18 protein-coding genes, 1 pseudogene and 1 riboswitch are annotated in these 24,009 nt (G+C 71.8%); of the genes and pseudogenes, 6 read left to right on the forward strand and 13 right to left on the reverse strand.

All coding sequences use genetic code 11. From position 1 onward, the window contains the following. Positions 1-16: 16 nt before the first annotated feature. The 4 genes from IE97_RS0133895 to IE97_RS0133910 all read right to left on the reverse strand — a co-directional run bounded on the left by IE97_RS0133895 (position 17) and on the right by IE97_RS0133910 (position 7,447). Positions 17-2,140 (reverse strand): S1 family peptidase, encoded by a 2,124-nt coding sequence (locus IE97_RS0133895; RefSeq protein WP_051705226.1) that lies wholly within the window; start codon positions 2,138-2,140, stop codon positions 17-19. 98 nt (positions 2,141-2,238) lie between these two features. After that, a complete protein-coding gene (locus IE97_RS38880) occupies positions 2,239-2,712 on the reverse strand; it encodes a hypothetical protein (protein WP_234310730.1) in 474 nt (157 codons plus the stop codon). A 79-nt stretch (positions 2,713-2,791) separates the two neighbouring features. After that, positions 2,792-3,535, reverse strand: coding sequence for a barstar family protein (locus tag IE97_RS39520; protein WP_234331885.1), 744 nt, complete (start codon positions 3,533-3,535; stop codon positions 2,792-2,794). Positions 3,536-3,547: 12 nt separating this feature from the next. Beyond that, a complete protein-coding gene (locus IE97_RS0133910; protein WP_234331886.1) occupies positions 3,548-7,447 on the reverse strand; it encodes a polymorphic toxin-type HINT domain-containing protein in 3,900 nt (1,299 codons plus the stop codon). A gap of 332 nt (positions 7,448-7,779) precedes the next feature. On the opposite strand from IE97_RS0133910, the gene IE97_RS39525 reads away from it, so the two are divergent. Beyond that, positions 7,780-8,328: a hypothetical protein gene (locus IE97_RS39525; protein WP_051705225.1), complete on the forward strand. Its 549-nt coding sequence runs from the start codon at positions 7,780-7,782 to the stop codon at positions 8,326-8,328. Between the two features lie 18 nt (positions 8,329-8,346). On the opposite strand, the gene IE97_RS0133920 is transcribed toward IE97_RS39525, so the two are convergent. Next, positions 8,347-9,942, reverse strand: a complete 1,596-nt coding sequence (locus IE97_RS0133920) for a GMC oxidoreductase (RefSeq protein WP_030249425.1) — start codon at positions 9,940-9,942, stop codon at positions 8,347-8,349. Between the two features lie 103 nt (positions 9,943-10,045). Further along, positions 10,046-11,188, reverse strand: coding sequence for a glycosyltransferase family 4 protein (locus IE97_RS0133925; RefSeq protein ID WP_030249427.1), 1,143 nt, complete (start codon positions 11,186-11,188; stop codon positions 10,046-10,048). A gap of 118 nt (positions 11,189-11,306) precedes the next feature. Between IE97_RS0133925 and IE97_RS0133930 the strand changes: the two genes are divergently transcribed. Beyond that, a complete protein-coding gene (locus IE97_RS0133930; RefSeq protein WP_030249431.1) occupies positions 11,307-12,542 on the forward strand; it encodes a glycosyltransferase family 87 protein in 1,236 nt (411 codons plus the stop codon). A gap of 252 nt (positions 12,543-12,794) precedes the next feature. Here IE97_RS0133930 and IE97_RS0133935 read toward each other — a convergent pair whose 3' ends face one another. The 5 genes from IE97_RS0133935 to IE97_RS0133955 form a co-directional block, all read right to left on the reverse strand. After that, positions 12,795-13,979, reverse strand: coding sequence for a hypothetical protein (locus tag IE97_RS0133935; RefSeq protein ID WP_030249434.1), 1,185 nt, complete (start codon positions 13,977-13,979; stop codon positions 12,795-12,797). A gap of 33 nt (positions 13,980-14,012) precedes the next feature. Further along, positions 14,013-15,026 (reverse strand): NlpC/P60 family protein, encoded by a 1,014-nt coding sequence (locus IE97_RS0133940; RefSeq protein WP_030249436.1) that lies wholly within the window; start codon positions 15,024-15,026, stop codon positions 14,013-14,015. 202 nt (positions 15,027-15,228) lie between these two features. Further along, positions 15,229-16,269, reverse strand: coding sequence for a C40 family peptidase (locus IE97_RS0133945; protein WP_030249438.1), 1,041 nt, complete (start codon positions 16,267-16,269; stop codon positions 15,229-15,231). Positions 16,270-16,517: 248 nt separating this feature from the next. Continuing rightward, on the reverse strand, positions 16,518-17,867 hold the full coding sequence (locus IE97_RS0133950) for an NYN domain-containing protein (protein ID WP_030249440.1): 1,350 nt from the start codon (positions 17,865-17,867) through the stop codon (positions 16,518-16,520). Between the two features lie 38 nt (positions 17,868-17,905). Next, positions 17,906-18,145 (reverse strand): hypothetical protein, encoded by a 240-nt coding sequence (locus IE97_RS0133955; protein ID WP_003989675.1) that lies wholly within the window; start codon positions 18,143-18,145, stop codon positions 17,906-17,908. 159 nt (positions 18,146-18,304) lie between these two features. Between IE97_RS0133955 and IE97_RS0133960 the strand changes: the two genes are divergently transcribed. The 4 genes and pseudogenes from IE97_RS0133960 to IE97_RS0133975 all read left to right on the forward strand — a co-directional run. Beyond that, positions 18,305-19,057, forward strand: a complete 753-nt coding sequence (locus tag IE97_RS0133960; protein ID WP_030249446.1) for a rhomboid family intramembrane serine protease — start codon at positions 18,305-18,307, stop codon at positions 19,055-19,057. Next, a complete protein-coding gene (locus IE97_RS0133965; RefSeq protein WP_030249451.1) occupies positions 19,054-19,335 on the forward strand; it encodes an Lrp/AsnC family transcriptional regulator in 282 nt (93 codons plus the stop codon). Before IE97_RS0133960 ends, IE97_RS0133965 begins: the two co-directional genes overlap by 4 nt. A 501-nt stretch (positions 19,336-19,836) precedes the next feature. Next, positions 19,837-20,130, forward strand: a complete 294-nt coding sequence (locus IE97_RS0133970; protein ID WP_234331887.1) for a small secreted hydrophilic protein — start codon at positions 19,837-19,839, stop codon at positions 20,128-20,130. A 113-nt stretch (positions 20,131-20,243) separates the two neighbouring features. Continuing rightward, positions 20,244-21,242: pseudogene (locus IE97_RS0133975) on the forward strand (glycerate kinase); the annotation flags it as partial. On the opposite strand, the gene IE97_RS0133980 reads toward IE97_RS0133975, so the two are convergent. Beyond that, entirely contained in the window at positions 21,197-22,579 is a 1,383-nt protein-coding gene (locus IE97_RS0133980) for an aminotransferase class V-fold PLP-dependent enzyme (protein ID WP_030249462.1), read from the reverse strand. The pseudogene IE97_RS0133975 and the gene IE97_RS0133980 sit on opposite strands and share 46 nt — an antisense overlap. 143 nt (positions 22,580-22,722) lie before the next feature. Then, a riboswitch (SAM riboswitch) is annotated at positions 22,723-22,839 on the reverse strand. 67 nt (positions 22,840-22,906) lie between these two features. Beyond that, positions 22,907-23,971, reverse strand: coding sequence for an anthranilate phosphoribosyltransferase (gene trpD, locus IE97_RS0133985; RefSeq protein ID WP_030249465.1), 1,065 nt, complete (start codon positions 23,969-23,971; stop codon positions 22,907-22,909). Positions 23,972-24,009 lie beyond the last annotated feature (38 nt).

A 24,009-nucleotide genomic window follows, 5' to 3' on the forward strand; every position in this document is an offset into this window, starting at 1 on the left:
CCGGGACCTCGGCGCGTCAGCGGATCACGGAGCCGAACGTCTCACCGGCCGCGGGCAGGCCGCCCGTGCCCGGCTGGAACGTGGTGACCGGCTGGGTGCCGCCGCTGAGGACGTTGCCCCACGGCACGGCGTGCGCGGAGCCGTGAGAGACGGGCCCGTTGGGCAGACCGAGGTAGAGCTCGGAACCGGTGGCGTGCAGGGCCGTGCCCACCTTCTGCCCGTTGGCCAGGGCACCGGGGATGCCGAACTTGCCCGGGTACACCGTGTTGATGAAGGCGCCGTTGGTCAGGCTGAAGGTGTAGACCGTGCCGCCGTCGGTCGCGCCGGTGCTGTCCTCGCCGGGCACGCCCACCGCGAGCAGCGTGTTCTGCGCGGTGCTGACCGCGCCCGGGGCGGTGTTCACGGCCGACAGGGACTGGGCGAAGTTGTCATTGGCCTCGGTGGCGCCCGGGACGCCGGTGGCGCCCTGGTAGATGCCGGAGATCTGGGTGAACCCGGAGGCGGTGAGACGGAAGGTGTCGACGCGGCCCGCGTTGGCCGTCTGGGAGCCGTCCTCGCCCGGCGAGCCGACGGCCAGGATCGACTCGGTGCCGTTCGCGGAGGCGCCTGCCCGGTACTGCGCCAGGGCCAGCGACGCGCCGAACCGGTCGTCGGCCTCCGCGCCACCCTCGACGGTGTCGAGGTCCTGGTCGAGACCGGTCACGCCGGTCGGCAGCTTGTCGGCGTTGAGGGTGTGGCTGAACAGGGAGACACCACCGGCGGCGGCCAGCGTGCCGATGGCCTCGCCCGGGGCGCCCACCACGAGGTGCTGCGGCGAACCGGCGAGGGAGGAGCCGAACTTGTCGCCCGCCTCCATCGCACCCGGCACGCCCGACTTGTCCTGGTGGATCAGGACGTTGGTGGTGCCGGTGCCTCGCACGTAGATGACCCCGCCCGCGTCGGTCGCGCCCCCGGCGGCGTCCTCGCCGGGCGCTCCGACGGCCAGGTACGGCTCACCGGAGAGCGTGGTGCCGGCGACGAGGGCGGCGCCGAACTGGTCGCCGGACTCGGACCCCATGGAGGCGAGAGCACCGCTGCCGGAGCCCTGTTCCAGGCTGACGGCCGCCTTGCCGGTGGTCAGCCCCGCCGGGGCGCCGTAGAGGACGTTGACCATGCCGGCGTCAGAGGCCGTTCCCAGGTCCTCGGACGGGGCGCCGACGACGAGGTCGGTGCAGCCGTCGAGGTTGTGGTCGAACGTGGCGAGCGAGGAGCCGAACCGGTCCTTCGCCTCCGAGCCGCCCGGCACCGCCTCGAGGTCCTGGGTGATCTCGGCGGTGCCCTTGCCGCCGCCGTACACGACCCGGACCAGCCCCGCGCCCGCGTCGCCGCCGACGGCCGCGTCGGGGTCGGCGACGGCGGTGTCGCGGACGCCGTCGCAGTTGAAGTCGGTGATGCGGGCCGCGGCCGTCCTGGTCTGCACCCAGGCGGCCAGGTCGTCGACCCGGGCGGCGATGCCACCGGTGCGGGTCTCGGTATCGGCGATACCGAAGCAACCACCCTGATAGGAGCGGCTGCTGAGGGCGACCAGCTGATGCGTGCCGCCCGCCGCCCGGACCAGGGGACCGCCGGTGTCGCCCATGCAGGCGGACACGCCGTCCTTGCCGGTGACCGTGGCCGTGGTGGCGGTGGCGGCGTTCACGGAGAACGTACCGGTGTGCAGGTTCAGGGGCGCCCACTCGGTCTTGCTGCGGCCGTACGCGGCGAGCTTCAGGTCCTCGCCGGCCGCGGGCGCCGTGGTGGCCAGGGCGATCGGAGCGACACCGGTGACCGGGCGGTCGAGTCGGGCCAGCACCACGTCCCGGTCCGTGCGGGGCACCAGCTCGACGACCTCGCGGACCGCGCCGGTGGAGCTGGTGAGATCGGAGCGGCCGATGGTGGCGGTGGTCTTCCGCTGCGGCTTGCCGGCCGGCACCGCGAGGCCGGCGGCGGGGTTGTCGACGAAGCAACTGGCTGCGGTCATCAGCCACTCGGCGCCGACCAGGGCTCCGGAGCAGCCGCGGTGATGGTCACCGACGATGACCTGTGCCGCGTAGGCGTAGGTGGTCTCGGAGGCAGGTGTCGAGGGTCCGGTGACGGCGGCGGCCGGGACGGCGCCGCACATCAGCAGGGAGGCGCCCAGTGCGGCCAGGCGCACGGGTCTGGAGTGGTGTGTCACGTGGTTCCTTGATGAAAGATCCGGCAGGGGCGGTCGGCTGATCGCTACTTGGACGTCCTGATCTCCACGAGCACGTGCCGGCGGCCCTGCTCGTCGTTGCCCTCGCCGACCGGGGTCCAGGTGTTCTTCTCGATGTCGAACGACTTCTTCTCGTTGCCGACGGTCATGTCGACCTCGGTCGTGTAGTCGTTGCCCCTGATCGCGTAGACGGCGGGGATCTCCATGGTCAGCCAGCCGGAGGTGCCCACGACCTTGAAGCAGATCCTGGCCTTCTCGCGTGCCGTCACCTCCAGCAGGCCGGGCCCGCTCGCGCAGTCGGCGAGCGTGATGTGGCCGTCGCCGCGCTTGAGGACGATGCCCTGCTCCTGGAGGATCTTGTCGGCCTGCGGGTGGTTGAAGTCCTCCACGGCGTAGCCGGGGGCTTCGTCGACCACCGGGGTGACCGCCCCGGACCTGGTGTCCTGCCCGGCGGGTGCCCCGCCCGCCACCGCGCACCACGCCAGTGTGCCTGCGGCCACCGCCGCGAGGGCAGTGCCGATGTGTCTCTTACGGTGTGATCCCGCCGATATCACGGCATGCTTCCTCATCGATATCCGCTCACTCGCTTGCTCGGTTTTCCTCTGGTGTCACTGCCACGCCGTGCTCCTGGAACGCGGACACCACGGCATCGGTGAACTCGTTTCCCAAGGCATGACGCGAAGAGGCGAAATCACGCCACACCAGGCGAAATGGGGGAGCGTGTTCCCGCTGTGCGGTCCGCAGGCAGTCGATAAGCCCACCGTGACTCGATCCGAAATATCCGCCGACTCCATTGACTGCTTCTCCCAATGCGCAGAAGAAGGCGTCCCTGGTAGTGATCCAGGTGCCGTCCAGGAAGACCGTTTCCCGGGTTTCGTAGCGAGTCGCCCGTTTGCCCGAGGTGAACCAGGCGGTCTGCGCGACGTGCAGCCAGCTCCCGTGCCATTCGGATGGCTGCCGGGCCCAATCACCGCGCTCGACGCCCTCCGCCCACTTCTTCCAGATCTCCCCGGCCTTCGGGTACTCGCACGTGTATCCGAAGAAGTCCACATCGGGGTAATTTCCGGGGCCCACCTCCGGCACTTCACGGGAGGCTCTCTCCACCCTCCCCAGGTAGTACTTCCCGATTGGCTCCTCGTTCCGGTCGACGACCTGGAGCTCCGTTCCCTCGGACTTCCTCCGGGTGATCTCCATTCGGTGGACCCTGACGAAGGTGAACCTCTGCGCTGTCCCCAGGTCCTGATCCACGAAGAAGTCTCGAATGTCCTCCGCTGTCAGCAGGACATCGCCGGACTCCTCGTCGACCAGTCGGTACGAAATCATGCCACCCATTCCCTAACGCTTCTTCCGCCAGCCCCAGTCAGGGAAATGCGGGGCAGTGAATCGCTGAATCTTCCGATAATGGGTCGACGTCCATCCGATGATCTCAATTCCGTTCTTCTTCATGACCAGAATCCTGTCAGTTTCTTTTCCGCCCGGAACCCGGTACTCGAGGGCGCCCTTCCATTTCGGATGCTCGATTCCCTTGTAGACGTCGTGCGACACGAGCATGCCCTGCTTGTACAAGTCGTAGGCCGCAGCGATGTTGTTGCTCATCCCGTCGGGCAAGGCATCCGACAAGCGCCCGTTGGGGCACCGGTCGTTGTGCACGAGGACCGGGGTGGAACCGGCCACCACGTAGTACGTGGGGATGTCGGCGATCGTCAGATTGTGGACGCGCTGGTCCTTCACGGCCCAGGAATTCACCGAGGTGACCGGTACCCGCGCACCTGCCGACGTCCTCAGCGCTGTACCGGCGTCGAGTCGCGCCGCCTCACGCCAGGCGCCGGTGGCGCCTTCTGTCCAGAAACGGTGCTTGTCCGTGGCGGTCACCGTCGCCGACGGTCCGGGGCCGTGCGCCGGTACGGTGACCCGCACGAGCTTCTTCTCGCCCCGGCTGGTGATCGTCGCCTCGACCGGCTCGACCCGTGTGCGGCCCGAGTCGGGGTCGGTGGCCAGCACCCGGTCGCCGACGCGGACGTCCTCGATCGCCTTGGTCCGGCCGTCCCCCAGCAGTACCCGGGTGCCCGGGACGAAGCTGCTCTTCTGGCAGGGCAGCTTCTTGAGCAGCTTGAGCTTGAGTGCGCCGAGGGCCAGGTCGTCCAGACACCTGACCGACTTGGTGGTGAGGCACTTCTCGATCTCCTCGGCGCCCACGAACCAGGCGATCAGGCGGTCGAGGTACGTGCTGGTGATGCAGCCCATCCCCCCGCCGCCGTCGGCACCGCAGACCAGGAGGGTTTCACCCGGCTTCAGGTCCCCCTCCGACATGAGACTGTGCCGGACGCTCACCAGCCGCTTTTCCAGAGTCCTGCGGAGCTCGTCGTCTGACAGGGGCTTGCTGGCCTCCTGGGCCTCCTGCTTGATCTGGGCCTTCAGTTCCGCCACGAGTTTGTCGGCGGCGGTCTTCATGGCCTCCGTCTCGGCCTTGGCGGCCGCCGCGGCGTCCTTGCCCGCTGCCTCCTCGGCGAGGCCGGCCTGGTAGGAGGCGAGTCCGGCCTGATAGGCGTAGTCCCCGGCGACAGCGGCGGAGTGCTGGGCGCGTTCCGCCGAACGGGCCGCCGACCTGGCGTCCTGCCGGGCGGCCGCCGCCGCGTTCCTGGCCGTCCTGGCGGATTCGGCGGCCTGGTCGGCGGACTTCTGAGCCTGGTCGGCGGACTTGTCGGCCTCCTTGGCGTAGGTGTCCGCCTGCGCGGCGGACTTCTTGGCCCTGTCGGCCCACTCGACGGCCTTGGCGGCGTCCTTGCGGGCTTCCGCGGCCACCTTCTGGGCCTCGGCGGCGTCCTTGTGGGCGAGGTGCGCCGACTTGTAGGCGGCCTTCAGCAGGACGCTGACCTCGGCGATGTGGGCGGCGGCGTTGGCGTCGCGCTGCCGTGCCTTGTGCACTCCGACGTCCAGGAAGCTGCGCAGCCCGGACGGCGGTCCGGACAGCGCGGCTTGTGCCGCGGCCTGGACCTCGGGGCCGCCGGCGGCGAGGGCTTGGGTCACCGCCACGCGGTCGTCGTCCTCACGGGCCTGGTGCTGCCCGGTCTCCAGGAAGTGCGCCACGTCCGCCGCGGTACCGTCCAGGGCCTTGCTCGCGGCGGCCTTGACACCGGGGCCGCCCTGGGCGGCGATCCTGGCGACGGCGACCCGGTCGTCGTCCTCCTTGCCCGGGTAGGCGCGGGTGCGCAGGAACTCCCTCACCCGGTCGATCGGTTGGTCGAGCGCTTCCAGAGCGGCCTGCTGCTGGGCGGGGACCGTGGTGGTCGCGGCGATGTGCGCCACGCTGGCGCGGTCGTCCTGCTCCAGGGCCACGGTCAGCCTGGCGCGGACGAACTCGGCGACGTCCTCGTCGGTGCCCGACAGGGCGGTCTCGGCGGCGTCCCGTACCCAGTTTCCGCCACTGCTCAGCAAGTTGACCGCGGCCTGTCGCCCCTTGGCGGCCGTGACCGCCGGGTCCGAGGCCGCCGCGGCCTCGGTGATCAGCTTCTGAGTGGCGGCGGTGAGCTGCTGGCGGTGTCCGATCTCGTAGGCGGCGGTGGCCTTCCGGGCCTCATGGGCCCGTCGGGCCTCCTCGGCCGCCAGGACCTCCTCGTCCCGCTGCTGGGCCAGTCTCTCGGCGTCGGCCTTGCGGGCCAGCTCCACCACGGCCGAAGCCTGCTCGGCCGCCTTCAGCGCGTTGTCGGCGGCCCCGGTGGCCCCGTTCGCGGCAGCGGTGGCCTCCTTGGCGGCGTCCACCGCCTCGCTCGCATTGTCGGCGGCCAGGTTGGCCGCCGTCGCCGCGGCCGTCGCGTGCGCGGCGGCGTCATTGGCCGCGTCCCGCGACTGCCGGGCGGCCTTGGCGGCCTGATTGGCGTTGACCTGGGCGGCGTTGGCGGCTCGAGTGGCCTGGTCGGCGAGCCGCTTGGCGCGGGCCGCCGCGGCGGCCGCCTCGTCGCTCTTGGCCCCCGCCTCACCGGCCCAGTGACCGGCGTCGGCGGCAGCAGCGGCGGCGGCAGCGGCGTTGACGCCCGCGCTGGCCGCGGCCGAGGCCGCCTTCGCCGCGTTGTCGGCGGCGATGCCGGCCTGGTCGGCCGCGTCCGCCGCCTTCCGAGCCCCCGAGGCGGCGGCGTTGGCCTTGTCCGCGGCCTTCCGTGCCTCGTGGGCCCGAGCGGCGTCAGCCGCCGTCGCGGCGGCCGCGGATCTGGCCGCGGAGGCGGCGTTGCCGGCCCTGCTGGCGGCATAGGCGGCCTGAGCTGCGGCAGTGGCGGCCACTCGTGCCGTGGCGTTCGCGGCCGCGGCCGCGGACACCGCCGTACGGGCGGACTGGGCCGCACGGTTCGCGGCGGCGGCGGCCCGGGACGCCGCTGCCGCCGCCCTGCCGGCCGACGACTTGGCCTCCTGGGCCTCCTTGGCCGCGACCAGGGCCGCTTCCTTGGCCGCTTCGGTGGCCTTCTCGGCCTTGGCCGCCTCCTCCTTGGCGGTTTCGGTCAGCTCCTTCGCCTGCTTCTGCGCCTTCTCGGCGAGTTCGGCGAGCTGGGTGACCGAGAGCGTCTCCTGATCACGCGCGGCGGCGATCGCCCAGCCGTGGTCCAGGAACTCCTGGACGTCCTCGGCCGTGCCGTCGAGGGCCTGTCCGGCGAGCTTCTTCACGTTAGGGCCGCTCGACGCGAGCAGCTGGGCGACGCGGACCCGGTTGTCGTCGTCGCGTGCCTTGTACTGGCCGTCCTGGAGGAACGCGGTCCAGTCGTCGGCGGTGCCGTCCAGCGCCTTGCTGCCCGCTTCCTTCACGCCCGGGCCGCCGAAGGCCATGGCCTGCGCCACGCGGACGCGCAGGTCCTCGTCGTGGGCCGGGCCGAAGGAACCGTCCAGGAAGGCCCGGAGTTCCTCGGCGCCGCCGCTCAGGGCGGCGTTGGCCGCCTCACGCACCGCCGGGCCTCCGATCGCCATGACCTGGGCGACCTGCACGCGCAGGTCCTCTTCCCAGACGACCGGCAAGTCCTCGGCCATGAACCTCTGGATGTCCTCGGGGGACCCGAGCAGGGCTGCCTCCGCAGCCTTCCGTACGCCCGGACCGCCGTACTTCCAGGCTTCGAGAACGTCCACTCTTTCGAACGGTGGTTCACTGTCGTCGGCCGCGGCGGGACGCAGGTCGGCGCCCAGGACCACTGCCAGGGCCAACAGCGTCGCCACGAAGCCGCGCCACACCGGCGCGGCTCCCCATCTGACATTCAACGCGTCGCTCCTCATCCCTGCATGACTGACTTCAGCGGGGGCCTCTGACGGCGTCCTCATCGACGACCGGGAGCAAGGCGTGGGCGGTGGTCGCGGCGAACTGGGCGAGTCTGATCGGTCATCGCGCGTTCCAGGCGATTGCCGCCGCGCGGTCTCAGTTACCTGCCCGTGGACGGCCTGCCGCGCTCCCCCTTGTGCGCGTCCCCCGCTCTTCCCCCGGCCGGGAGGTCACCCCGGCACCTTCTGATCTTTACCTACGACTTATGACCTTCACAGTAGGTTCATGGACACCTTTGGCCAAAGCTTTGACTGATTTCGATCGGTGGCCCTCTGTGCACTCCGCGGACCATCTCCGAGAGCTCCTGCGCGAGTTGGACGACCCCGACCCCGAACACCGGGAGATGCCGCGGGATTACGACGTTCCGGCCGCCCGGCAGCGCTTTCGGCAGTTCGCCGACGCCGCGGAGCGGCGGTTCGGGCCGTCCGTGTCGGCCGGCATGGGACAGGACTCGAGCTTCCTCGGTGTCGTCTCGGTCCCTGGTGAGGCCACGGGGACGGGCCGGCCCCTGCAGATGGCGATCAGCAATTTCGGCCCCTTCGTCACCGCGGGAACGGGGAGGCGATGGGGTCTGCCCGGCTGCGAGGAAGGCCTGGGCGACGAGTTCGTGACCTGGCTCGACGAGCTGTGTGCGGAACTCGGCTGCATCTACGTGCCCATCGAACTGCTCATGGAGCCGTACGACGGACCGACTCCCCTGGGAGACGACGAGGCCGGCGAGGCGATTCTGGCGGCATTGGCGGCCGCGTCCGCAGACGAGGAGGAAGAAGAGGAAGACGATCTTCCGCCAGCCTGGTTCGACCGCTACTTCCAGTACATGTGAGGCGTGGCCGGGCCACCCTCAGGGCGCGGTGTCCTCCGCGAGGACCCGCGCCATCGTGCGTTCGGCGAGGGCCGTGATGGTCACGAACGGGTTGACCCCGATGGACCCGGGCACGAGCGAGCCGTCGGTGACGTACAGCCCGGAGTAGCCCTTCACCCGCCCGTAGTCGTCCGTCGCCCGGCCCAGTACGCAGCCGCCCAGCGGGTGGTAGGTGAAGTCGTCGGCGAAGACCTTGCTCGGCGAGCCGAACAGGTCGTACCGGTAGATCGTGGAGTTGGCCCTGTTGATCCGGTCGAACAGTTTCTTCGCCATGCCCACCGACACGGCACTCTGCGCGGCGCTCCACCCGAGCCGCACGGCACCGCTCGCCGCGTCGTACGCGAAGGACGCCCGCTCGGGGTTCTTGGTGATCGCCAGATAGAGGCTGACCCAGTGCTCCAGCCCCACGGGCAGGGGCGCGATCTCGGCGAAGACGGGGTTGTCGGTGTTGGCCCAGTCGTCGATGCCCATGACCGGCATGGTCGACTGGTTCGCGCCGACCGTGTCCCACACGTGGTTGGCCCGGCCGAGCATCACGTTGCCGTTGGTGCCCCACCCCGTGCCCACTCCGGCGTCCAGGGCGGGGAGCGTGCCCGACTCCCGGGCTCGGACGAGGAGTTCGGTGGTACCGATGCTTCCGCCGGCGAGGAAGAGGTACCTGCAGCCGTACTCCTTGGTCCCGACGACGGTGCCGGTGTCGTCGATCCGCTGGGCGGTCAGTACGTACGTCCCGTCGGCCGCCCTGCTGATCGACGTCACCCGCTCCATGGTGTGGAGGGTGACGTTCCCGGTGCCGAGCGCGGAGGCCAAGTAGGTCTTGTCGAGGCTGCGCTTGCCGTGGTTGTTGCCGTAGATGACCTCACCCGCGAGAGCCGACCTGGTGGCCGTGCCGGCCGCCTCGCGCTCCATGTGGCCGAAGTCGTAGACGTTCGGCACGAAGGTGGTCTTCAGGCCGGCCTTGTCCGCGTGGGCGCGGGAGATCCGGGTGAAGCGGTACCACTCGGTGGACTCGAACCACGCCGGGTCGACGGTGTTGACTCCCAGCATGGAGCGGGCGCGCGGGAAGTAGGTGCGGTACATCTCCGCGGTGTCCACGGTCGGGAACTGCTCGGCGAAGTAGGAGCGGAGCGGGGTCACCGCCATGCCTCCGTTGACCAGGGAGCCGCCGCCGACGCCCCGTCCGACGTACACGGACATGTGGTCGTAGTGCACCCGGTCCAGGACGCCCGGGTAGGCACTGATGTCCCGGTTGACCAGGTCGAGCCAGAGGAACGTGGCCAGCGGGGCCTCGGTGCGGGTCCGGAACCACATGGAGCGCCGGTCGGGGGCAGTGGTGGAGCAGAAGACCTTGCCGTCGGGGCCGGGGGTGTTCCAGAGGCGGCCCATCTCGAGGACGAGGGTGCGGATGCCGGCCTGGCCGAGGCGGAGGGCGGCCACGGCACCGCCGTAACCCGAACCGACGACGATGGCGGGCGCGTTGTCCACGGCGGCCGGTTCGGACGGTTCGGCCGCAGTGGCGGACTGAAGACCGATACGGGTGAGACCCGCCGCCGCTGCCCCCTGAAGGGCCACCATGCCGAGGATTTGACGTCTCGTCAGCTGACGTTGCATCAGTTTTGCTGTCATGCGCGCAGCATGTGCGGATTTCCACGTTCCGCCTAGAGTGCGGGGACCCCGCTCACAGCAAAGTTTTCAACTTGTCCGCCAGCAGGTCCCAGCGCCACTTCTCCTCCACCCACTCGCGCCCCCGCTCCCCCATGCGGCGCCGCAGTTCGGCGTCCGAAAGGAGCGTGACGATGCGGTCGGCCGCCTCCGCCGGGGAGCCGCCCCGCACCACCCAGCCGGTCTCCCCGTCCAGGACCGCGTCCGGTGCTCCTCCCGAGTCACCGGCCACGACCGGCAGCCCGGTCGCCGAGGCCTCCAGGTAGACGATCCCGAGGCCCTCGACGTCGAGGCCGCCCCGGCGGGTACGGCACGGCATGGCGAAGACGTCGCCGGCGCCGTAGTGGGCGGGCAGCTCGGCCCAGGGCACCGCGCCGGTGAAGCGGACGGACGCGGCGACGCCCGTCTCGTGGGCGAGTCGCCGCAGGTCCCGCTCGTACGGCCCGCCGCCGACGATCAGCAGCACGGCGTCCGGCTCGGCGGCCAGGATGCGCGGCATGGCCCGGATCAGGGTGTCCTGCCCCTTGCGCCGCACCAGCCGTGAGACGCACACCACCACCGGGCGGTCCGTCAGCCCCAGCCGGGCCCGGACCTCGTCACCGCCCGAGGCGGGATGGAACGTCTTCTCGTCGACGCCCGGCGGCAGCTGCGCCATGCGCGAGGCCGCGTCCGGCGTGAGCGCGGTCGCGATCCGCGAGCGGGTGTACTCGCCGAGGTAGGTGATGGTGTCCGTGGAGTCGCCGATCCGGCGCAGCAGCTGCCGGGCCGCGGGCAGCTGGGCCCAGCCGGCCTCGTGCCCGTGCGTGGTGGCCACCAGCCGCTCGGCGCCCGCGGCGCGCAGCGCCGGCGCCATCAGGCCGAGCGGCGCCGCCGCCCCGAACCACACCGACGTGCACCCGTGCTCCCGCAGCAGCCCGACGGCCCGCCGGGTGACGCCCGGCGTGGGCAGCAGCATGGTCGTACGGTCCCGTACGACGGTGAAGGGCTGCTCGGCGTCGAAGGCGGCGGTCGCCTCGACGCCCTCCCGGCTCCGCTTCCAGGTCGACGCGTAGACGACCAGCCGCTGCGGGTCCAGCCGCAGCGCCATGTTGTGCAGAAACGCCTGGATGCCGCCCGGCCGGGGCGGGAAGTCGTTCGTCACGATCAGGGTCTTGCGCACGCCTCCGACCCTATCGAACAGCCCCTCTCGGCCGTTCGCCCCGGCACTTGTGGCACGCTCACAGCTGTCGGGGACATCATGAGCCCCTGAATACGGCACATGGACGGGCGGGGATCAGGTGAGGGCGACGGGCGCGAGGTGGTCCCCGGCATGGCTGCTGGTGACGTGGTGCCTCACAAGGCTGGTGCTGCTGCTGTTCGTGCTGAAGGTGTACGTGTTCCCGGGCCCGGACGTCACGAGCGACGTGTCCGTGATCTACCAGGGCTGGTATGACGTCCTGCGCACCGGAACGTTTCCCCGGGGCGACGTCACCTGGCAGTACCCGCCCGCCGCCGCGCTGGCGATCCTCTCCCCCGGCCTGCTGCCCTTCCTGGACTACGCGACGGCGTTCTACGCCCTGGTCTGCGTCACCGACCTGGCGGTGCTGGCGCTGCTGACGTACGCGGGTCGGCGCCCCGGCCGGTCGCTGCGCGGCGCCTGGGTGTGGGTGGCGGGCGTACCGCTGATCGGGCCGACGGTGTACGCGCGCTACGACGTGATGGTCACGGCCGTGGCGGTGGCCGCGCTGCTCGCGGGCGCCCGGCACCCGAGGGCGATGGGGGCCCTGGCCGCGTTCGGGGCGCTGCTGAAGGTCTGGCCGGTCATGCTCCTGCTCGCCGCCCGCCGACGCGCCACCTGGGTGTCGGGGCTGGCGACCGGCATCGCGGTCACGGGCGCGCTGGCCCTGGCCATGCCGGGCGGCTTCGCCTTCCTCACCGCCCAGCGCGACCGGGGCACCGAGGTGGAGTCGCTGGGCGCGCTGGTCTTCCACGTCGCCCGGCACTTCGGCTGGGAGGGCACCGTGCTGCTGAACTACGGCTCGATCGAGTTCCTCGGGCCGTACGTCAGCGCGGTGAGCACCGGCGCGCTCTTCCTGACGGGAGCGGCCTTCGCCTGGCTGGTGCTGTGGCGTCTGCTGGCGAGGCGGTTCGAGGAGCACACGGTCGCCGACGCGGCCTTCGTGGCGGTGCTGATGTTCACCACGACGAGCCGGGTGATCAGCCCGCAGTACATGGTGTGGCTGGTCGGTCTCGCGGCGGTGTGCCTGTACTTCCCGGCGAGCCGTATGCGGACCCCGGTCGTCCTGGTCCTGGTCGCCTGCCTGGTGACGGTCCTGGAGTTCCCGCTCTACTTCGCCAACGTGGTGGCCAGCGACGGCCTCGGCCTCACGCTCCTGTTCCTCCGCAACGGCCTCCTGGTCGCCGCCGCCCTCCTCGCGGCCCGCGCCCTGTGGCGCGCGACGGTACCGCGCACCGCACCGGCGCCGATGCCCGCTCATCCCGCCCGCACCGACGAGACGCCGGTCACCTCCTGAACCGGGCCATCGCGCCGGAACCGCACACCCGCCAGCCCGCACTGCACCGCGGTCGCGAGCGCCATCGCGAGGCACACGCCGGGCAGTCCCAGGCCGGTCAGGCCGTAGGCGAGCACCGGTCCGCGCCGAGGAGACGGACGACCTGTTCCGCCAGGGCATGCGCCTGGGCCACGGGCGAGGCGGAGCGAGCCTGCCGACGGGAGGCGATCGCGCTGCCGGCCGGCCGGACTGATCCCGTCCGTCCCGGCACGGTCAGCCGAACTGCTCCCGCAGATACTCCCGCCACAACCCGGTGAACTCCTCCGGGGTCGTCCCGAGCACTTCCCGCATCGCCTCCTCCACCGCCCCCTCCCGCTTCCGGTGCTCCCCGACCGCGCGGTAGAAGTCGGCCAGCCGGGCATCGCCCCAGCGGTCGGCGATCAGCCGGCAGGCCGTCCAGCCGCTCTCGTAGGCGTGGGCCAGGCGGCTCGCGTCGCCGGTGAAGCCGAAGTCCTTGTCGTCGGGGAGTCCGGTCGGGGCCTGGCCCCGGGTCACGGCGCGGGCCAGCTCGGGCGCGGCCTCGCGCGGGGTGCGGTCGGTGGTCCGGTAGCCGACCCAGTCGGCGTAGCCCTCGGACAGCCAGAGGGGGGTGGCGGCGGTGGTGTTCCGGCGGGTGGCGACGTGTGTCGTCTCGTGGGTGACGACCACCTGTTCGCCGGGGCCGCCGAGGAGGGAGAAGGCGTCCGGGTTGACGATGACGCGGTCCGCCGGTGCCCGGGCCGGTGCGCCCGTCTCGCCGGTGGTGACCGCCGCGATCCCCCGGTAGGAGGAGGCGGGCGAACCGAGCAGTCCGGCCATCCCCTCCAGCGACTTCGGCACGAGGACGACGACCTGCCGGCCCCAGTCCGTGCCCCACGCCCGCGACACGGCGGGCACCGCGCGGTCGGCCAGCTCCGCGTAGTCCCGTAGTGACCGGCCGGACTGCCCGACGCCGAGAACGAGACTGTGGTCGCCTCGGACGACCCGCACCGCGCCCTGGTCCCACAGTTGCTGCGCGGACTTCTTCGCGGGCCGGTCGGTGTCGACGGACCACCGTCCGTCGGCGTCACGGCTCAGTCGCAGGGTCCGGCCGACGGTCACCGGGGCCCGGTCGTACCCGGCGAGCCGGTAGCGCAGTTCGGCGTCGGCGGTGGCCGTGCCGCCGGTGCGGCGCAGTCCGGTCACGCGGTACGACCAGTCGGCCAGGGGCACATGGTGCAGCCGGGCGAGATCCGGCGCCGTGCCGGTCCGCGCGTAGGCCCGCTCGTCGTGGTCGAGGACGGCGGCGGCCCGGCGGTCGAGGAGCCGCTGGACGTCGGCGACGGCGGGGTCCGCGGCGGAGCGGCCGCCGCATCCCGTCAGGACGACGAGCAGCAGTACGAGCGCCACTACCGGGGATCCCGACCTTCGACCAGCCACCTGCCCGATCGTACGGGCGCCGGGCCGCGCCGGTCAGACCCTGGTGACCGACGAGATGGGCATCATCCCGACCGGGTCGTAGCGCACGGGCGCGCCGGGGTAGGGCGCGTGGATGACCTGGCCGTCGCCCATGTACATCCCGACGTGGCTCGCGTCGCCCCGGTAGATCACCAGGTCCCCGGGGCGCGCCTCGGACAGCGGCACCTGCCTCCCGGCGTACCGCTGGGCCTGCGAGGTGCGCGGCAGAGCCACCCCGGCCTGCGCGTACGACCACTGCATCAGGCCCGAACAGTCGAAGCCGGAGGGGCCGTTGGCGCCCCAGACGTAGGGCCTGCCGAGCGCGGCACGGGCGGCGGCGACGGCGGCGGCACCACGCCCCGAGGCGGCGGTGGCGGCCCCGGGCCAGGGCATGCCGTCACGGCCGGATCGGGAGGCGCGGTCGTAGGCGGCGCGCTCGTTCGCCGGCAGGGAGTTGAGCAGCCGCCGGGCAGCGGACAGCTTCCGCTCGACGGTCTTCTTGTGGGACCGGACCGCCTTGCGGCTCTTCTCCAGGTCACGCAGCTTCCCGGCGGCCTCCTCGCGGTCGTGGGCGAGTTCGCGCAGGGCCTCCTGGAGTTCCTCCAGCAGGCCGGCCTGGTGGGCGGTGAGCCGGTCGAGCCGGGAGGCCCTGTCGAGGTACTCCTCGGGGTCGTCGGAGAACAGCAGGGCGAGGGACGGGTCGAGGCCGCCCGACCGGTACTGGGCGCCGGCCAGCGAACCGAGCGACTCCCGCATGGAGTTGACGCGCTGCTGCTGTCGGGCGACCCGGTCCCGGGCGGCGCCGGCCTCGGCGCGCAGCGCGTCGGCGCGCTCGTCGGCCTTGTTGTAGGCCTCGGTGGCCTTCTCGGCCTGCTCGTAGAGGCGGTCCACCTCGGCGCGGGTGTCGTCGTACGGAACGGCAGCGGCCGGTACCGCGGCCAGGGCGGTGGCCGCGACGGACAGGATGCTGACCGCGGCACCGGTGCCCCGGTCGAGCCCGGACGGTGCAAGGCGGCGATGTGACCCCACGGGAAGCCGCTCTCCTTCCGCTGGCGGATGAGGAAACGCGGCAGACAGTAGCCCCGTGGCAGGGGACCGCCAACGACCATCCGTGGGTGCGCGGCACGACGCCCCGCCACTGACGCAGGTCACTGGCGGGGCGCGGGCTCAGTCGAGGCTTCCGGGATTCCCCCGATCGGCGGACACGGTGTCCTGATCTTGGGGGGCTTGGTCAGACGCGGACGCCGAACATGAAGGGGCCGCCGATGGTGTCCATCGACTCGTAGCGGACGACGGTGCCGGTGCGCGGGGCGTGGATGATCTGCCCGTTGCCGGCGTAGAGGCCCACGTGGTGCAGGTCGTCGAAGAAGAAGACCAGGTCGCCGACCTTGAGCTGGCTGACCGAGTAGATCTTGGTGCCGGCCCCGGTCTGGGCCTCGGAGGTGCGCGGGATCTGCACGCCGGCCGCGGCGTACGCCCGGGAGGTGAGGCCGGAGCAGTCGTAGGAGCTCATGCCGGTGGCGCCGTAGACGTAGGGCTTGCCGAGCTGGCTCTGCGCGAAGGCGAAGGCGGCGGCGGCCCGGCCGGAGCCCGGCGGGACGTTGGCGGTGAGGGCGTCGCGCGCGCTGTCGCGGCTGGCGCGCTCCTGCTCCTCCTTGAGCTGCTGCTTCTCGGCGGCGGTGAGGCTGTTGAGCAGCTTCTGCGCGGAGGCGAGCTTGCCCTGGACTTCCTTCTTCTTGTTGCCGAGTTCGGTGCGGGTGGAGGCGAGGTCCTTGAGCTTCTCGGAGGCCTCGGCGCGGTCCTGGGCGAGTTCGCGCTGCTTCTCCTGGACCTTCTTCAGCGCCTCGACCTGCTGGCTGCTCAACTGGTCGAGCGTGGAGGCCTTGTCGAGGTAGCTGTCCGGGTCCGAGGAGAGGAAGAGCTGGACCGACGGGTCGATGGAGCCGGTGCGGTACTGCGACGCGGCCGCGAGGCCCAGGCTGTCGCGCAGCTCGTTGAGCTCCTCCTGGCCGCGGGCGACGTTGTCCTGGATGGTGGAGATCTCCTTCTGGAGCTTCTCCTGCTTCTCCTTGGCCCCGTTGTACTTCTCGGTGGCCTGCTCCGCCTCCTCGTAGAGCTTGTCGACCTTGGCCTTGACCTCGTCCTTGCTCGGCTTCTCGCTGGGCGCGGCGTTGGCGGCTTGCGAGCTGAAGGCGACGGCGGCCGCGGCGGCGGTGGTCAACACGGTCACACGTGCGCGGCTCGGCTGCTTGGGACGACGGTGGGACGCCACGGGTGACAAGCTCCTTCGGGGGCCCTCCGCCGTCGCTCCCAGTGAGCGATCACCCGAGCGGAGGTTCGCGGCCTGACCCTAGTGACCTTCCTGTGATCAGTTCAAATCCTCAGATGAAAAATCACGTCACGGTAGGCGAACTTTTCCCCTGGACTCACAGGCAGTGAGACCCACTTGACTCAACGTGGCGCACAGGTCTCATCAATTCGGGCATCAAGCACGGACGTTACGTCTCGCCCGTACCGCCGCTAGGCGCGCGAAAGGCGCTTGAGGAGCGTCGCCGAGGCGACGGGGCGGGCGCCCGCGCGGGCCACGCCGTCGGCGACCTCGCGGTCGGTCGAGGCCACGATGACCGGCCTGCCGGGCGGTTCGGCGCGCACCAGCTGGCGGATCAGTTCGTCGGCGGTGACGCCCGGCTTCGAGAACAGCACGCGCACCCCGCGGGGCGGCGCGAGCAGCACGGGCGCGGCCAGTTCGGCCCCGTCGAAGACACACGTCACCTCGGCACCGCTCTGCGCCGCCAGCTGTGAGAGCTGCCCCAGCAGCCTCAGACGCTGCTTCTCCAGGGGCATTTGCGGATAACCCGTTTTAGTGACGTTGTAACCGTCGACGACGAGGTGGGCCTGCGGCAGCGCCAGCAACTGGTCGAGGACCTGCGGGTCGTTCTCGGAGAGCGCGCGGGCGGCGATGTCCTTCGGGCTCATCCGGCCCGGCTCGACGGCGTCCACGGTCTCGGCGGGCCGCACCGACACCGGTGGCAGCGCCAGTTCACGCCTCAGGCCCTGGGTCGCGTCGAGCAGGGTGTCCAGCAGCAGCCGGACCCGCATGTCCTCGACGCTGCGGCCCTCGCGGGCCGCCCGCCGCGCGGCTTCCAGGGCGGCTTCGGTCTCGCCCAGCCGGGCCTTGAGCCGCCGGGTCTCGCTCTCGGCCGCGGACACCTGGGCCTGGCCCTCGGCGCGGACGGCCTCGATCTCGCCGTGCGCCTTGCGCAGGGCGGCCTCGCCGCGCTTGACGTCGCTGACGGCGGCGCGGAGCTTGCGGTGCAGCGACTCGGTTTCCTTCTTGGCCGATTCCAGCTCCGTGCGCAGCCGCTCGGTCTCGGCCCGGGTGTGCTCACGGGCGCGGTCGAGCTCGGCGCGCAGCCGCTCCAGCTCGGCCCGGTTCTCCTCGTCGGCGCGCTCGGCGTCGGCCCGCTGGGCCTCCTCGCCGGCTGCGGTCACCAGCTTCACCCAGCCGAGGGGCCTCAGTACGTAGGCCGCGGCCGCCACGTCGAGCGGGTCCGCGGCCGGGGGCGGGGATCCTGAGTCGAGGGCGCCGGTCAGTTCCGGCTGGGCCTCTCTGAGCTTCTCCCCGATGCGCTGCCGGAACAGCGTGTCGGTCTCCAGCGCCGCTGCCATGGCGTTGCCGGCGAACTTGGCCCGCCGGTTCGGGGCGAACCGGGCGTACTGCCTGAGTTGCGCGGGCAGCTCGCCGACCGTCAGCGAGCCGAAGCCGTCGGAGACGATCTGCACGACCCTGCGGCGTACACCGTCGGGCAGCGGACGGTCGAGCACCTCAGCGGCGCCGTCGCCCGGCCCCCCGCCTGTGGTCTCCACCATCCGTCACACCCCAAACGCCTGTGCGGGGCCCGCTCCCGTCAGGAGCCGGCGCCCGGCCTGTCCACGAGTTCCACCTGGTCCACCGCGTTGCACCAGCGGCAGCGCACCGACTCGATGGTCTCACTGAGCACCTCGCGCTCCTCGACCTTGGGCTCTCCGGCCAGATCGAGGTGGACGTACTCGACGACCTTCGACGAGCGGGTCACGTCGAACCGCGTGAGGTTGCCGCAGAGGGTGCAGCGCCACCGCGTCTCGGCGGTCGGCAGGGGAACCGTCATCGTGACCTGTTCTCTTTCCTTCTAGTGTCCGTGACGCCACCGGCTTCCCCGGTGCGTGTGGTCCGTAACCCTACGGCCTGGCGGGTCCTCGTCGCCCACGCGTCCACGGCGGCGAGGCGGTCTGCACTGTTGCGTCCGGTTACGTCATGCTCTGTGTTCATGATCGGGAAGTGGAGTGCGCCGCTCGTCCGGGGCGGCGGATCGACCAGGAGGCCGTCGGCGCCGGTGACGTACTCACTGATCGCCGTGTGCTGCGTGGTCTTCCTGGCCGGCCCCGCCTCGGGCCTCAGCCCGGCGTACGGCACGGGCGACGACCTGCTCGCCGCGCAACGGGCCTACTTCCGTCGCTGGGGCGTGATCCCCGCAGATCTGTTCGAGGGATCCGCCGGATCGGCCCTGACCCCCGCGACAGCGCTCTTCGTCCACGGCAGCTGGGTGCACCTGCTCGGCAACATGCTTTTCCTCTACGTCTTCGGGGCGATGACCGAGGAGCGGATGGGCCGGGTGCGGTTCACCCTGTTCTACGTCGGCTGCGGATATCTGGCCCTGCTGGGCTACGCCGTCGCCAACGCGGACTCCGGGCAGTCACTGGTCGGTGCGTCGGGGGCGATCTCGGCGGTCCTCGGTGCGTTCCTGTACCTGTTCCCCCGGGCCCGGGTCACCAGTCTCCTGCCGTTCCTCTTCTTCCTGCCGGTGCGCTTCCCCGCATGGGTGGTGCTGCCGTTCTGGGCGGCGCTGCAGTGGCTGGCGGCGGGGCGGGCCTCGGAGGGGCCCGGGGTGGCCTACCTCGCCCACCTGATCGGATTCGGTCTGGGCTTCGCCTACACGTCGGTCCGCTACGGCCGTCTCACCAGCCCTACTAGAGTGAAGGCCGCCCCTGCTCCGCCCGCCGAGGGAGAGAACCAGCCGTGATCACCGCGATCGTGCTCATCAAGACCAGCGTGGACCGGATCCCCGAGATCGCGGAGTCGATCGCGGCGCTGGACAGCGTCAGCGAGGTCTTCTCCGTCACCGGCACCTACGACCTCATCGCCATGGTCCGGGTGCGGCAGCACGAGGACCTGGCGGAGGTCATCCCCGGCCGGATCAGCAAGATCCCCGGCGTGGAGGGGACCGACACGCACGTGGCGTTCCGGACGTACTCGCAGCACGATCTCGAGGCGGCGTTCTCGATCGGGCTGGACAACTAGGAACCGCGGCCGCCCGAGTACCTCCGAGGCCGGATGAAGAGTTCTTCATCCGGGGTTCATGATCCCCCGCGGGTCGCGGCCCCAGGATCATGCGCATGGCTTTCTCCCGTCGCTTTCTGTCGCCGGGTGCCTGCGGCTCCTGTTGCTGCTTCGGTGGGGGTGCGGGTAGCGCCGGCGGCTTCGTGGTGGGTCGGGGCCGCGCCGGGGGGTGCCCGTCCTCGGAACGGCGCGATGGGGTCGGACACCGACTCACTGTCCGTTGACGCGCCAACCAGCTGCGGGCGGACACCCCCCGACACGTCCCCTTCCGTGCGTACGCGGGTGCGGGCTGTCCTCGCTGCGGGCAGTCGTGCCGCTGGGGCGATGGGGGTCCCCCCTGCTCGAGCGAAGCCGAGAGCTTGGGGGAGGGTGGGCGCAGCGGCACCCCGCCACGCCCCGCCGTCAGCCCCTGCACCACCTGCCGCTGGAAGATGACGTACGCGGCCGGGGGCCCTGTCCGCCGTGGTGCTGATCCCGCTGGGCATCGCCGCGACCAGCTACGCCCTCGCGGACCGTCCCGCCTCGCCCAAGGTCCCGTCCCAGCAGGTGGAGCTGGACCACGGCTCGCCCGCGCCCACCTCCACCCTCAGGCCCACCTCCAGGCCCACGCCGCCCGAGTCCGCACCGGCCGACGAAGTCGTCTCGCGGCCTCCGGTGACCGACCGCTCAGCGAGTGACGATGACGACGACGACCGAGGCAGGGGCGCCGGAGACGACGAACCGGGCGACGACGACGGCCCCGGCTCCGACAACTGACGCCGGCCGACGACGGGTCTCCGCCCGGGTCCGCATCCTGCTGTGGCTGCTGCTCGTGATGGCGGTCGCGTTCGCCTCGGTGGCCATGACCACCCGCTCGTTCCTGCTGCGGGACGTCGACAACCGGGGAGACCGTCCCCGCGCACTTCGCCGTCCTCGGCGGCGGGGACACCGCCGTGGTGGAGATGGCCGCGGTCGCCGGCCTCTCCCTCGTCCCTCCCGGCCTGCGCGACCCGCGTGCCACCACCACGTTCGGCGTCGGAGAGCTGATCCGCTCGGCGCTCGATCTGGGCGTCCGGCGGATCCTCGTCGGCTTCGGCGACTCGGGCACCTCCGACGGCGGCGCGGGCGCGCTCCAGGCGCTCGGGGCCCGGCTCCTCGACGACGGCGGCCGGGAACTGCCGTACGGAGGAGGGGAGCTGACCCGCCTGCACCGCATCGATCCGCGGGGCCTGGACTCACGGCTGGCGGAAGCGGAGCTGCTCGTCGCCCGCAACCCCTACAACGTGCTGTGCGGGGAACGCGGCGTGGCCCGGGTCTTCGGTCCCCGGAAGGGCGCGACGCCCGAGCAGGTCGAGGAGCTGTCGGCCGGTCTGGAGAACTGGGCGTTCGTCCTGACCCGCGACGTCGCCGTCCCGGACACGGGCCTCCGCCACGGCCCCGGAACCGGAGCCTCGGGCGGACTGGGGGCCGGTCTCGCCGCCCTCGGCGCCCGTCTCCTCCCCCGCTTCGACGTGCTGTTGGACCACCTCGACCTCGACGCCCGGCTGGCCCGCGCCGACCTGGTCGTCACCGCCGAGGGCGCGCTGGACCTTCAGACGCCGCGCGGCAAGGTACCGGCGGAGGTGGCCCGCCGGGCCAAGCTGCACGGCCGTCCGGTCCTCGCCCTCGCGGGCACGCTCAGCGAGGGCGCGCACGACGTGCCGGGTGTGGACGCCTGCCACGGCATCCTGCCCGCTCCGATGGAGTTGGCCGAGGCCCTGGTCCGCGCGAGCGAACTGCTCACCGACGCCACCGAGCGCGCCCTACGGATGATCGTCCTGGGGGCCCGGCTGCCCCAGCCGGTTCACGCCGAGGTGTCCGGCACGCAACGCCCGTGCTGCGTGCGGTAGTTCCACTGGGCGCCGTCCCGCACGAGTTCCTTCACGGCGGTGACGAATCGCTCGACGTGCTCGTCGGGGGTCCCCGCTCCGAAGCTGACCCGGATCGCGTTGAGCGACTTCTCGCCGGGCGCCGCCTCGGGCGACCCGCACTCGCCCTGCGTCTGCGGGTCGCTGCCGAGCAGCGTGCGTACCAGTGGGTGGGCGCAGAAGAGGCCGTCCCGCACCCCGATGCCGTACTCGGCGGACAGGGCGGCGGCGAAGTGCGAGCTGTTCCAGCCCTCGACGACGAAGGAGAGCACACCGACGCGCGGCGCGTCGTCCCCGAAGAGGGACAGGAACCGCACCTCCGGGACGTCCGCCAGGCCGTCGCGCACCGTGCGGACGAGGTACTGCTCGCGGGCGACGAGAGTGTCGAAGCCGGCCTCGGTCAGTGCCTTGCAGGCCGAGGCGACGGCGTGGGCGCCGATGACGTTGGGCGAGCCGGCCTCGTGGCGGGCGGCGCTGTCGTGCCACTCCACGTCCACTCCCCCGTCGGCGCGCCGGGTGACCTTGCGGCTCGCGCCGCCGCCGGCGAGGTACGGCTCGGCCTCGCGCAGCCAGTCGGCCCGCCCGGCCAGGACGCCGGAACCGAAGGGGGCATACAGCTTGTGGCCGGAGAAGGCGACCCAGTCGACGTCGAGGTCCTGGACGGAAACGGGGTGGTGCGGGGCCAGCTGGGCGGCGTCGAGCACGATCCGGGCGCCGTGGGCGTGGGCGGCCGCCGCGAGCTCCCGGACGGGCCACAGCTCGCCGGTGACGTTCGAGGCGCCGGTGACGCAGACGAGGGCCGGGCCGTGACCCCCCTCGATCGACACAGCCCGGGCGGTGAGGGCGCGCTCCAGGGTCTCGACGGCCTGGCCGGGGCTGGTCGGGGCGTCGAGGTAGGTGACCTGGGCGTCGCGCCAGGGCAGCAGGGAGGCGTGGTGCTCGGTCTCGAAGACGAAGACCTGGCAACCGGCGGGGAGCGCGGCGGCGAGGAGGTTCAGGGAGTCGGTGGTGGAGCGGGTGAACACCACCTGGTCACCGGCCCGGCAGTCGAGGAACTCGGCGACCGTCCGGCGGGCGTTCTCGAACAGGTCGGTGGACAGCTGGGACAGGTACCCGGCGCCGCGGTGGACGCTGCCGTAGTACGGGGCGTAGGCGGCGACGTCGTCCCAGACGCGCTGGAGCGCCGGAGCGCTGGCGGCGTAGTCGAGCGCGGCGTAGGTGACCTCGCCTCCGGTGACGAGCGGCACGGTGACATCCCGGCCCAGAACGGGCAGCGGGGCACAAACAGACTGGTCGGCGGCGAGCGTGGAGACGGACATGGCTGAACTCCCGTGAGAAACCTGGGGTGAGAGAGAAAGGGTGTGCGGAGGCGGGGCTCTGCGGCCCTAACGCATTCGCTTGCTCACGGGGGGCTCCTCGACGACCAGGACCCCTGCCCTCGCTGAATCAGTAGCGTGCGAGGGGTCCGCGCTTGCCGTGGACCTTGCTGACCACGGCCTGGTCTTCACCCGGGGCACCCCGCCACGGACGGAGGGTTGCCGGACAGTCGGCCGGGGCCTCATGACTGTCACTCATGACCTGGACAGGAACGTACGGGAATGATCGAGGGTCCCGCAACCCGCGTCCGGATCGCGGGACACCCCGCGCTAGGTGTTGCTCGCGGCGACCCACCGCTCCAGGGTTCGCTTGGCGGACCCGGAGTCGATGGACTCGGCGGCCTTCGCCATACCGGCGCGGATCTGCTCGGCCAGCGTCCCCGGGCCAGGCTCCAGCGCCACCAGCGCCGCCGCCGAGTTCAGCAGCACGGCGTCACGGACCGGCCCGGTCTCACCGTCGAGCAGGCGGCGGGCGACCTCCGCGTTGTAGGAGGCGTCCGCGCCGCGCAGGGCCTCCACGGGGACCAGTTCGATGCCCACGTCGCGTGGGTCGAAGGCCTCCTCGGTCACCTTGCCGTCGCGGACGATCCACACCCGGGACGTGGCCGTGGTGGTCAGTTCGTCGAGGCCGTCGTCGCCGCGGAAGACCAGGGACGAGTGGCCGCGCTCGGCGAAGACGCCCGCGACGATCGGCGCCATGCGCGGGTCCGCGACCCCGACGGCCTGGGCCCGCACCTTCGCCGGGTTGGTCAGCGGACCGAGGACGTTGAAGATCGTCCGGATGCCCAACTGGCCACGGGCCGCGCCCGCGTACCGCATCGCGGGGTGGAACTTCGCCGCGAAGCAGAAGGTGATCCCGGCCTCCTCGGCGACCCCTGCCACCCGGTGCGTGGGCAGCTCCAGGTTGACGCCGAGCTTCTCCAGGACGTCCGACGCCCCGGACGCCGACGACGCGGCGCGGTTGCCGTGCTTGACGACCTTGGCTCCGGTACCGGCGATGACGATGGCCGACATCGTGGAGATGTTGACGGTCTTCGCCCCGTCGCCGCCGGTGCCGACGATGTCGACGGCCGGGCCCGGCACCTCGATCACGTTCGCGTGCTCGTACATGGCCCGGACGAACCCGGCGATCTCCTCGACGGTCTCGCCCTTGGCACGCAGGGCCACCACGAACCCGGCGATCTGCGCGTCCGTCGCCTCGCCGCGCATGATGAGGTCCATCGCCCAGGCGGTGTCGTCTGCGGTCAGGTCCCGGCGGTCGAGCAGGCCGTTCAGCAGGGCGGGCCAGGTGCGGCCCGCCGCGGTGTCGCCTCCAGCGGGGGTCACAGCGCTCATAAGCCGCTCCTGGGTCGTCGTGCGCCACGTAAAAGCTG

Origin of the sequence: Streptomyces sp. NRRL S-455, assembly GCF_000717875.1 — a bacterium.
Lineage (GTDB): Bacteria > Actinomycetota > Actinomycetes > Streptomycetales > Streptomycetaceae > Streptomyces.